Below are 10,978 nucleotides of genomic sequence, written 5' to 3'. Positions count from 1 at the left end.
TCCCAAACATTCTGCGCTTGTGCGAGCTAAGGAGCACCAAAGTGCTTTAGGTTGGAGAACAACTTATAAGTTTAGTCAAATCATTTGAAAGATTTGGTATTTAAGTGCTGATTGTGCTACAATGGGTATCCTTTTGCGTGAGAAATGGGCGTAGGAGCATGAAAATTTAAGCTCGATAAACTTTTAGGAGGTAACTGAAATTGGAAGACAACTTTCAAAGTGCCTATCAAGAGGAAGAAGACAGGCTGAATCAAGCGCTTACTGAAATTGACACTTTGCTGGAGAAGCTCCAGCAGACACCAGTGTACACGGGACATGACTATACGGAACAGGTGCTGGAAGCGAACCGTGATCAGAAGCGCAAAGATCTTGCTAAGCTTAGGCAGGAGCCTTATTTCGGACGGCTTGATTTTCAAGGCAATGATGAGAATGAACGGAAGGCACTCTATATAGGCAAAATCGGCGTAGACCGCGAGCAGGTAAGCGACCGTCCGCTAGTCATCGACTGGCGCGCACCGGTAGCAAGCCTGTTCTATTCGTTTACCGGCGGTACGGAGCCAGCCTCCTATGAAGCTCCTGAGGGACTAATAGAGGGGCTGGTATACCTCAAACGCAACGTGGTGATTCGGAAGCAAATTCTGGAGCGGGTCGCGGATACGTACAATCGGGAAAGCGATGCACCGATTGTATCAGATGAGTTTCTCGTCTATCGACTTGGGGAGAACAAGGATAATCGTCTACGGGATATCGTATCGACCATTCAAGAGGAGCAGGACAAGATTATCCGTGCTGCCAAAAATACAGCGCTAATCATTCAGGGCGTGGCAGGAAGCGGTAAAACAACCGTTGCACTGCACAGGCTTGCTTTTCTGCTGTATCAATACAAGGATCAGGTTTCTGCGGAAAAAATGATCATTTTTGCACCAAACCGGATGTTTTTGGATTACATCTCGGACGTATTGCCTGAGCTCGGGGTAGGTAATATTGCTCAAAGTACATTTCCGGATTGGGCGGCTAATGTACTAGGACTGGAATTGCCGGAACAGGATGCGACAGAGACGATGAACCGCTGGTTCGAAACCCCTGGCGGCATGCCGGTAATTACAGAAGAGACGCCGGGGCGCTTCAAGGGTTCCACGGTGCTGATGGGAATCATAGAGTCCAGCATCAAGCTATTGGAAAGCAGCTCTGTACCTGAGGGTGATTTTAGCCCGTGGGAGGGTGCGGTGCTACGCCGTTCTATGATTTTGCGCTGGCATAATGAGGAGTATGCTCCCTATCCTCCAGCCAAGCGCAAGGAACGGGTAATGGCGCGGATTCATCGTTGGATTGAGATGGAACTGAAGAAGAGTCCGTCAGCTGCTGCTATGAAGGATCGCAAGAAAAAAGGCGCGCAGCGAGAGAAGGCTTATAGTGCCAAATGGCCTAAATATGATCCATTAACGATCTATAAGCAAATTTTCCGAGCAGCTAAACTTCCTGAGGATTGGCCGGTTGAACCGCCTGAGGAAATTCCGGCAGCTGTACTGAAGGAAACGGCAAAAGAGCTGAAAAAAGGCATCATACGTGAAGAGGATTTACCTCCGCTGCTGTATATCCATTATCTTTTGAATGGTGATGAGGGCGTTACTCGCTTTGACCATGTAGTAATCGATGAGGCTCAGGATTTTTCACCTTTCCAAATTGCCGTTCTGGATTTATATGTGCGAGGCCATTCCTTTACGATCCTGGGTGATCTCTCGCAGGGCATACATGCCTATAAAGGCGTACACGCGTGGGAAGAGATGCAGACGTTGTTTGCACCTGAGAACACGGCTTATCACGCGCTGACACGCAGCTATCGTTCTACTATGGAAATTATAGACTTCGCTAATGGAATTCTATCTTCAGGTGTGGAGAGCTCATTGCTGGCTGTTCCTGTGTTTCGTAGTGGAGATCCCGTGCGTATGATCGCCTATGGCGAGGATGCCGGGGAACTGGTGGCTGATGAGCAGGCTCGCTTGCGGACAATAACCTCTGCACTGAAGTCTCTGTCAGGAAGGGAATACCGTACGGTGGCTGTCCTAACAAGAAATCTTCATGAGGCTGCAGAACTATATGCGGAGCTGGCACAGCATTTTGAAGATATTCATCTGATTGATGGCAGTATGACGCAATATCAGGGCGGGTTATCGGTGCTGCCTGTCTATTTATCAAAAGGTTTGGAGTTCGATGCGGTGATCTTAGCAGATGCCGATCAAGACCATTATGGAGCGACGGCTTGGGACGCGAAGCTGATGTATGTCGGCTGTACACGTGCTCTCCATGAGCTGTGGCTGCTCCATAATGGGGAAGTTCCTTCCTATGTGCAAACGGCGGCTGGAAGCGATTCTGAGGGAGAATAAGACTGGTGGAGAATGGTTATAACTGTTCTTGGTCTTGTAACTCCCCCATAGGTATGGCTTAATAATAAGTGTCCGGCCGGGCAAGAACACTTCTGGAAGGAGGCTGATTGAAATGATTTCAGTATACGAGGTGGTTTCCGTTTAAGACGGAAACCTGCTTAAAGCGAGGAGGCCTTACGGCCTCCTTATTACTAACATAAGAAGTACCACACTTATCCATAAGAACGAAATTTATGAAATCGAATGTAGACGCTACCAAAAGGTTTTTATATAATGAAATTACGGATTTTTCCAAATATGAGGAGAAGAAAGGAGGCAGGTGACGTGATTATAACTAAAAACTTAGTTGACCGACGCATAGGGACACACCTGTTGAAGGAGGAAATGCAAGTTGAGTTATGTAAATGGGAAGGATGTGCTCCCCCCTGGCTTGCTCGAAGAGCTTCAGGGATACATCCAAGGTGAACTGCTCTACATCCCTAAGAAGACGGAAGAGCGGGTTCGATGGGGCGAGAACAGCGGTTCGAGGAAAGAAATAGCGAACCGGAACAAGGAAATTTTCAGTTGTCATCGAAGCGGTGATTCCGTAGCGGAACTTCAGAAGAAGTACCATCTATCGGAAGAAAGCATTCGTAAAATCATATCAAAAATGCGGCTGGCAGTAAATTGCTAGCTTGCAATTCAAGCATAAACGCCTCTGGTGTCCTTATAAGGACGGTAAGCGTTATGCGAGAAATCATAAGGATAAAGTGTAGTGTGAAACCTATACTTTCTTATATTTTGAAAAAAGAGCATGGCTCCCGCCTTTCTAAGACGAGATCATGCTCTTTTTATTTTGGCGTAAAATAAGTCTATGCTGATACTGTTACCTTGAACCGGCAGGACATCCTAATCCTTCCCTGTGATATGGTATGATAGAGAGGGATTTACATTGAGCTTTTACAAGAATATAGCAAGGAAGTGGAGTTATGGATTTATTTTCTTTCGGAGAGGACACCGGGGGCGGACGGCTGCTTGCGGACCGGATGAGACCGGAGAATCTTGATGAATATATTGGTCAAGAGCATATCATAGGTCGGGGGAAGCTGCTGCGAAGAGCGATTGAGGCGGATCAAGTCTCTTCGATTTTGCTCTATGGCCCCCCGGGATGCGGCAAGACGACACTCGCGCATATTATTTCTCATCACACGCAAGGAGAGTTCGTACGTCTGAATGCGGTGGAAGCTACCGTGAAGGATGTACGGGAGGTTATTGAGCGAGCTCAGAACAATCAAACATTGTACGGCACTAAGACGATCCTGTTCCTGGACGAGGTGCATCGATTTAATAGCTCACGCCAGGATGCGCTTTTGCCAGCAGTAGAAAAAGGGACTATTACCTTCATTGGAGCGACTACAGAGAACCCGTTCCATTATGTTAATGGGGCGCTTATGAGCCGATCCACCTTATTTCAGCTGGAGGCATTAACGAGTGAACACAGCTTGATCGCGATGCGCAGAGCCTTGGCGGACAAAGAGAAAGGTCTTGGATTTATGGAGCTTCAGGTTGATGAGGAGGCTTTGTTGCATATTGCAACAATGGCTAATGGAGACATCCGGCGGGCACTAAATGCGCTGGAGCTTGCAGCCCTGACTACCGCGCCGCAAGTTGATGGAAGTGTTCATATCACGCTGGAGGTGGCGGAAGAATCCATTCGGCGCCCCATTGTGAAGGCTGATGAATCTACGCAGTATGATGTGCTATCCGCTTTTCATAAAAGTATTCGCGGTTCCAGCGACGCCGCGTTGTTTTGGTTTCTGTATGCGGTAGAAAAGCTTGGAATGGACCCTATGACTTTTATTCGGCGCCTGATTGCAGCCAGCAGTGAGGATATCGGCTTGGCTAATCCCCAAGCTATGGTTCAAGCGGTGAGTGCGCTGGATGCGTATCGAAACAATGGTTGGCCAGAGGCGAAGCTGAACATTGCCCAAGCTATTCTTTTTGCAGTGGAAAGTCCGAAGTCTAATGCTGTGGTTATGGCTATTTCCAATGCAATGGCAAGTATGGATGAGATCAAATCAGCGGAGGTACCGCTGCATCTGCGTGATACGCACTATAAAGGTGCAACTGCGTTAGGGCATGAAGGATATCAATATCCGCACAATTTTCCGGGGCATTATGTGAAGCAAGAGTATTTACCTAAGGAGATTTCTCAGCGTGTTTTTTATCAAGCTACTGAGCAAGGAAATGAGATTAAGATTCGTCATAATCAAAAGCTTCGACGGGAGCAGTAAGCAGCTAGCGACTGTAATACCTTCCAATTTCATGCTGGAAAGCCAAAGATTTTAACTTTCAGTCGAACTAAATAATTCCCAAAAAAAGGCGGCCTAGAGCCGTTTTTTTGTTGCCTACGTTACTTTTAATCACATCGATTGAAAATTTTTTATAGGAAAAGATTGATAATTTACCATAAGTTAATTAAAATGAACTACAAAGTTACGAGATGTTCATTTTTATTTCCGATTGAACTACTGGTAGTATTCTTAACAGTGTTAATTATCATCACATTGGTTATTTCAAAATGTTTCATGAAAATCAACACTATTTATATCAAAATTTACATAATATTTTCATTGTGTTAATTTTGAAATCCTTGTCGTTAGGGTGATGAATATGGGCGAAGAACTACTAGAAATCAAAAATTTGTCGACATCGTTCAGAATTGCAGACGACTATTATGCTGCGGTTGATGATGTTACCCTGTCTGTTCGCAAAAATGAAATTCTGGCTATCGTTGGAGAATCTGGTTCAGGAAAAAGTGCGCTCGCCTTTTCCATTATGGGGCTGCATACCAGAGCCAGAATTGACGGACAAATCAAATACAAGGGCCAGGACATCGTTACTATGTCTCCTGCTGCACTAAACAAGCTGCGCGGGCAAGAAATGTCTATGATTTTTCAAGATCCTTTATCCGCTTTAAACCCGCTAATGATCATCGGTTCACAGATTGAAGAAGTACTTATCCTACATGATTCCAAGCTTTCTAAGAAACAGCGAAAAGAGAAGGTCATTGATCTTTTGACCAAGGTTGGAATTTCCCGTCCCGAGCATACATATCAGCAATACCCCCACGAATTATCCGGTGGCATGAGGCAGCGGGTGGTTATCGCCATTGCGATAGCCAATGGACCCAAGCTTTTGATCGCCGACGAGCCTACCACAGCACTAGATGTGACTATCCAATTACAAATCCTTGAACTTATTAAAAAATTAAAAAACGATATGGAAGCAGGCATTATCTTAATCACTCATGACTTAGGGGTTGTAAGCGAAATGGCTGACCGTGTTGCGGTGATGTATGCCGGACAAATCGTCGAAATCGCAGATATTTTTACGTTGACGTCTAATCCGAAACATCCATATACGAGATCCTTATTAAACTCCATTCCAACGGCAAAAGAAGAAAAATCCAGGTTGCATGTGATTCAGGGGATTGTTCCACCACTGCAAAACCTTCCGCGTAAGGGCTGCCGTTTCTCGGCACGGACGCCTTGGATTCCTGAATCGGAGCATGAGGAGAACCCACAGCTGCATGAAGTCGCACCCGGACATTTCGTTCGCTGCACCTGTTATAACAATTTCCATTTCCCTGATACTAACGAGGAGGCAATCCACAATGGGACTTCTTGAGGTTAAAAATTTAGCAGTACATTTTCCGATCCACGGCGGTGTTTTTCGAAGGGAAGTTGGCGTAGTTAAGGCTGTCGATAATGTTAATTTTACCATTGAAGCTGGGCAAACCTATGGTCTGGTTGGTGAATCTGGTTCCGGAAAGACGACAACGGGTCGCGCGATTATAGGTCTTAATTCTATTACTAGCGGCAGCGTGATTTTTGAAGGGCAAGATTTGGCCTTGAGGGGTGTACGAAAGCAAAGAAATGTCCGCAAAGACATTCAGATGATCTTTCAGGATCCGTACTCTTCCTTAAATCCTAAGAAGCGTGTACTCGATATTATTGCAGAACCGTTGCGTAATTTCGAAAAAATGTCTCCAGGGGAAGAAAAACGCCGGGTGCAGGAATTGCTTTTACAAGTAGGCTTAAGTCCTGAGAACATCCTGAAATATCCGCATGAATTTTCTGGCGGCCAGCGGCAGCGGATCGGAATTGCCAGAGCAATTGCACTCAAGCCAAAACTTATTATTGCTGACGAGCCGGTATCTGCGCTAGATGTCTCAGTACAGGCACAGGTGCTTAACTTCATGCAGGACATTCAAAAAGAGCTGAATCTTACTTTTCTATTTATCAGTCATGATCTCGGGATCATCAGGCATATGTGCGATCACATAGGGATTATGTATAAAGGACGACATGTGGAGCAAGGGACTGCTAAAGATATTTTTGACAATCCTCAGCATATTTATACCAAACGACTCATTGCCGCCATTCCTGATATTGATCCGAAACAGAGAGAAAAGCAGACGGAATTCAGAAAATCAGTAAGCAAGGAATATGAACAAGCGCACCGGAATTATTTTGATGAAGAAGGCATGGCTTATCCATTAAAATCAATTTCCGAGACTCATCTGGTAGCCTTGCCTGAGAAAGGTTGAGAATATGTGGAAGATTATCGTTCGTAGAATTCTTATAATGATCCCTCAAGTAGTTCTATTAAGTATTCTTGTTTTTCTTATGGCGAAGGCGATGCCTGGTGACGCACTCTCAGGAATGCTCGATCCGAATATTGATCCGGCGGCCATTGATGCGATGAGAGAAAAGCTCGGTCTAAATGATCCATGGTACATCCAGTACTGGGATTGGATCACTAAAGCGATACAAGGGGATTTCGGCCAGTCCTTCCGTTTCAAAATGCCGGTCTCAGAACTAATCGGACAACGCCTGATGAACACACTTTGGCTGGCCATTGTTACGCTGATTCTTACATACCTTATTGCTATCCCGCTTGGTATTACCAGCGGACGTTATAACGATTCGTGGCTGGATCGCTTGATAACTGGCTATACCTATATTGGATTTGCTGCACCGTTGTTTATTTTTGCACTTTTAATGGTATGGGTTTTCGGATTTCATTTTCATTGGTTTCCTACCAGCGGCAGTGTCAGTCCCGGGGAAGTTCCAGGTACACTAAGTCACTTCTGGAGTAAATTCTACCATCTGCTTCTGCCTGCGTTATCTATGGCGCTAATTGCAACGGTTGGGACCGTCCAATATCTGAGAAATGAGATCATTGATACGAAGCAAAAAGATTTCATTCTCACTGCTAGAGCTAAAGGGGCTTCGGAGTCACGCGTATACAATCGTCATATTTTGAGAAACTCCTTGCTGCCGATCGCTGCATTTTTTGGATATGAGATCACTGGGTTAATCGGTGGTACGGTGTTCGTTGAAACGATCTTCAGCTATCCAGGAATGGGTTTGCTGTTTCTAAGTTCGATAACGATTCGGGATTTCAGCGTGGTAACAGCCCTCGTTCTTCTGTATGGGGTTGCTTCCATCGTCGGTGCGTTGTTATCAGACATTATTTTAAGTATCGTAGATCCTCGTATCCGGATTAAATAAGAAGATGAACACTTTGGGGTGAATGAAATGGCAAAGACGAGCGCAGAGATAGCTCTGCTGCAGGAAACTGATAAAAGTCCATCGGGCTTCAAAATTGTTTGGCGGGAGATGGTGCGGGATAAGCTGGCACTGGTCTCGTTGATTTTCCTATTTACGATTATTGCTGCTGTATATGGGATCTCCTTATTTTTAGATCAGAAAGAAATTGTCACGGTTGACTTGTTCGCCCTATATGAGAAGCCTTCGGCTGTGCATTGGCTGGGGACTGATTATGGAGGACGGGATGTATTCGGTCAATTAATTATAGGAACACGAAATTCCATGTCTATTGCCTTTATGGTTACATTTTTTACGGGAATTATCGGTATTCTGGTAGGTTTAGTCTCAGGTTACTTTGGGGGAACGGTAGATAATGTCGCGATGCGTATTGTGGATTTCTTCATGATTCTACCTTTTCTAATGATTGTTATAGCTTTTGTCAGCGCAGTTCCTAAATACAATACGTTGACCTTCTCCTTTATCATGACAGCATTTCTTTGGATGGGGATTGCCAGGCTAATTCGTTCCAAGACATTACAAGAGAAGGAATTGGATTATGTTCAGGCATCTAAGACCCTAGGCTCCTCCAATCTAAAAATTATGTTTACGCAAGTTCTGCCGAACTTAAGCTCAATCATTATCGTAACAATGACCTTGAATCTGGCAGCTAATATTGGATTGGAATCAGGCCTATCCTTTCTAGGTTTTGGTTTTCCAGAAAGTACACCCAGTCTGGGTACTCTAGTAAGCTATGCGAGAAATCCGCAGACTCTTGAGTTCAGATGGTGGATCTGGTTACCCGCATCATTGCTGATCCTGGTATTGATGTTGAGTATAAATAATGTAGGTCAAGCGCTAAAACGTGCGACCGACGCAAGACAAAGAAAAGGATAATAAGGGAGGAAATGATTAAATGAGAAAAGCCATTCGTTCAAAAGCTTTACTAGTTTCATTAATGTTTGTAATGTTGTTCGCTCTTGCGGCTTGCGGCTCCAAGAACAACAACGAAGCGGCTGAATCAACAGCAGCTCCTAACGCCAGCGCACCTGCGGCAACCGCAGAAGCAACGGCCGCGCCTGAGGCAGAAGACGGACTTTATAACATTAAAGATTTCAGTAACGTTAAGACTAACCAAGGTGAAGCTATTGACGGAGGGACAATTACATTTGGACTTGTTTCCGATAGTCCATTTGAAGGCACTTTGAACTGGAACTTCTATTCTGGAGATCCAGATGCTCAAGTTCTGAACTGGTTTGATGAAGGTTTGTTAACTTGGGATAAAGACTATGTTTATACTAATGATGGTGCGGCTACTTATGAAGTTGCAGAAGATGGACGTACCTTTACCTTTACGATTCGCGACAATGTAAACTGGCAGGATGGTAAGCCAGTAACGGCTGAAGACTGGTTGTTCGCCCATGAAGTTATTGGTAATCCTGCTTATGATGGTCCTCGTTACGGTTCTGACTTCACTAATATTGAAGGCATGGATGAGTACCATTCCGGTAAGGCCAAGACCATATCCGGGATTAAAGTGCTGGGTGATAAGAAACTGCAAATTACTTATAAGCAATCTACACCTTCCTTGTTAACGGGTAGCGTATGGATTTATCCATTAGCCAAACATATCTTTGGCGGCATGGATGTTGCCAAAATCTCCTCTTCCCCTGAAGTCCGCCAAAAGCCAATTGGCTTCGGAGCTTTTAAAGTAGAGAGTATCGTTCCTGGTGAGTCTGTAGTATTTGTTAAGAATGAAGATTACTGGCGTGGAGCCCCTAAACTGGATAAAGTAATTTTGAAGGTTATCAACCCAACAACGATTGTACAAGAACTGAAATCTGGTGGAGTTGACTTGGTGGATTCCTTCCCTATTGATCAATTCCCTGATAATGCGAAGCTATCAAATGTTGAGTATCTCGGGGCTGTTGACCGTGCGTATACGTATATTGGATTTAAGCTTGGCAAATGGGATGCAACGAAAAAAGAGGTTGTTACCGATCCTAAAGCTAAAATGGCGGATGTGAATCTTCGTAAAGCAATGTGGGCTGCGGTTGACAATGATACTGTTGGTAAAAAGTTCTATAATGGTCTGCGTTGGAATGCGACTACCTTGATTCCACCGTCCCATCCAGAATTCCATGATACTACCAATCCGGGCGTAGCTTTTGATCCAGAAGCAGCTAAAAAGATCCTGGATGACGCTGGTTACAAATTAAACGGTGAATTTAGAACGAATCCAGATGGCAGCGAGCTGAAGATTAATTTCATTTCGATGACTGGTGGAGACATTGCTGAGCCGCTGGCTCAATATTATGTACAATCCTGGAAAGCGATTGGTCTGAATGTAACTTTGGAAATGGTAGAGTTTAATACCTTCTATGATCGCATAGGTCAAAATGGTGAGGATGATCCTACTGTTGATGTGTACCAAGGTGCTTGGGGGGTAGGGATTGACGTTGACCCATCAGGCCTGTACGGTAAAGATGCAATCTATAACTTCCCACGTTACTCCAGTGCAGAGAACGATCGTTTGCTCGCCGAAGGGATCTCTGAGGCTGCATTTGATGTAGACAAACGTAAAGAAATCTATAAAGAGTGGCAACAATTTATGGTTGATGAGATTCCAGTATTCCCAACACTTTATCGTGCTGTGATTGTGCCGGTTAATAACCGTGTTCTAAACTTTGCAATTGGTGATGGAACCGGACTCTATTATAACGACATTGCGGTTTCTGCAGATAAAGCTGCGGTGGCTCAGTAAGAGGGGATTAATGAACAGCAGTTCAAGGAGAAATCCTGAGCTGCTGTTTTTTATTTTCCGTTAAATTAACAATTATTCCTATATTTTGTGCATTATTTACTGTAAAAATATAGTGTTTTAATGAAAGATATGGTATATTTTGGGTGAGAGCGAAACTTTCGCTTAAATATAGCTCTTAGAGTGAGGTGAGTGGATGATCGCAATGACAGGTACCTGATTCAAGTGAGGGAGGTGTT

Annotated in this window: 8 protein-coding genes; all 8 read left to right on the top strand. The window is 44.6% G+C overall.

Annotated features, from left to right (window positions below):
• Nucleotides 1-200: 200 nt before the first annotated feature.
• The 8 genes from MHI32_RS23990 (at nt 201) to MHI32_RS23955 (ending at nt 10,742) form a co-directional block, all read left to right on the top strand.
• On the top strand, nt 201-2,384 hold the full coding sequence (locus MHI32_RS23990) for a UvrD-helicase domain-containing protein (RefSeq protein ID WP_339169399.1): 2,184 nt from the start codon (nt 201-203) through the stop codon (nt 2,382-2,384).
• Between the two features lie 391 nt (nt 2,385-2,775).
• The gene (locus tag MHI32_RS23985) at nt 2,776-3,057 is read left to right on the top strand and encodes a CD3324 family protein (RefSeq protein WP_076129667.1); all 282 of its coding nucleotides are present in this window, start codon (nt 2,776-2,778) and stop codon (nt 3,055-3,057) included.
• 295 nt (nt 3,058-3,352) lie between these two features.
• On the top strand, nt 3,353-4,657 hold the full coding sequence (locus tag MHI32_RS23980; RefSeq protein ID WP_076129668.1) for a replication-associated recombination protein A: 1,305 nt from the start codon (nt 3,353-3,355) through the stop codon (nt 4,655-4,657).
• 379 nt (nt 4,658-5,036) lie between these two features.
• Nucleotides 5,037-6,053, top strand: a complete 1,017-nt coding sequence (locus MHI32_RS23975) for an ABC transporter ATP-binding protein (protein WP_076129669.1) — start codon at nt 5,037-5,039, stop codon at nt 6,051-6,053.
• The gene (locus MHI32_RS23970; protein WP_036677615.1) at nt 6,040-6,975 is read left to right on the top strand and encodes an ATP-binding cassette domain-containing protein; all 936 of its coding nucleotides are present in this window, start codon (nt 6,040-6,042) and stop codon (nt 6,973-6,975) included. The genes MHI32_RS23975 and MHI32_RS23970 overlap by 14 nt, the downstream gene beginning before the upstream one ends.
• A gap of 4 nt (nt 6,976-6,979) precedes the next feature.
• Nucleotides 6,980-7,942 (top strand): oligopeptide ABC transporter permease, encoded by a 963-nt coding sequence (gene opp4B, locus MHI32_RS23965; RefSeq protein ID WP_036677612.1) that lies wholly within the window; start codon nt 6,980-6,982, stop codon nt 7,940-7,942.
• Nucleotides 7,943-7,969: 27 nt separating this feature from the next.
• Nucleotides 7,970-8,875, top strand: a complete 906-nt coding sequence (locus tag MHI32_RS23960) for an ABC transporter permease (RefSeq protein ID WP_076129671.1) — start codon at nt 7,970-7,972, stop codon at nt 8,873-8,875.
• 19 nt (nt 8,876-8,894) lie between these two features.
• Nucleotides 8,895-10,742 carry an oligopeptide ABC transporter substrate-binding protein gene (locus tag MHI32_RS23955; protein ID WP_076218485.1) on the top strand — a complete coding sequence of 616 codons (1,848 nt, stop codon included), beginning with the start codon at nt 8,895-8,897 and terminating at the stop codon, nt 10,740-10,742.
• Nucleotides 10,743-10,978: the final 236 nt, after the last annotated feature.

This window comes from Paenibacillus sp. FSL H7-0690, from assembly GCF_037980415.1.
Classification (GTDB): Bacteria; Bacillota; Bacilli; order Paenibacillales; family Paenibacillaceae; genus Paenibacillus_AQ; species Paenibacillus_AQ odorifer.
This window is presented reverse-complemented; position numbering and strand designations above follow the sequence as displayed.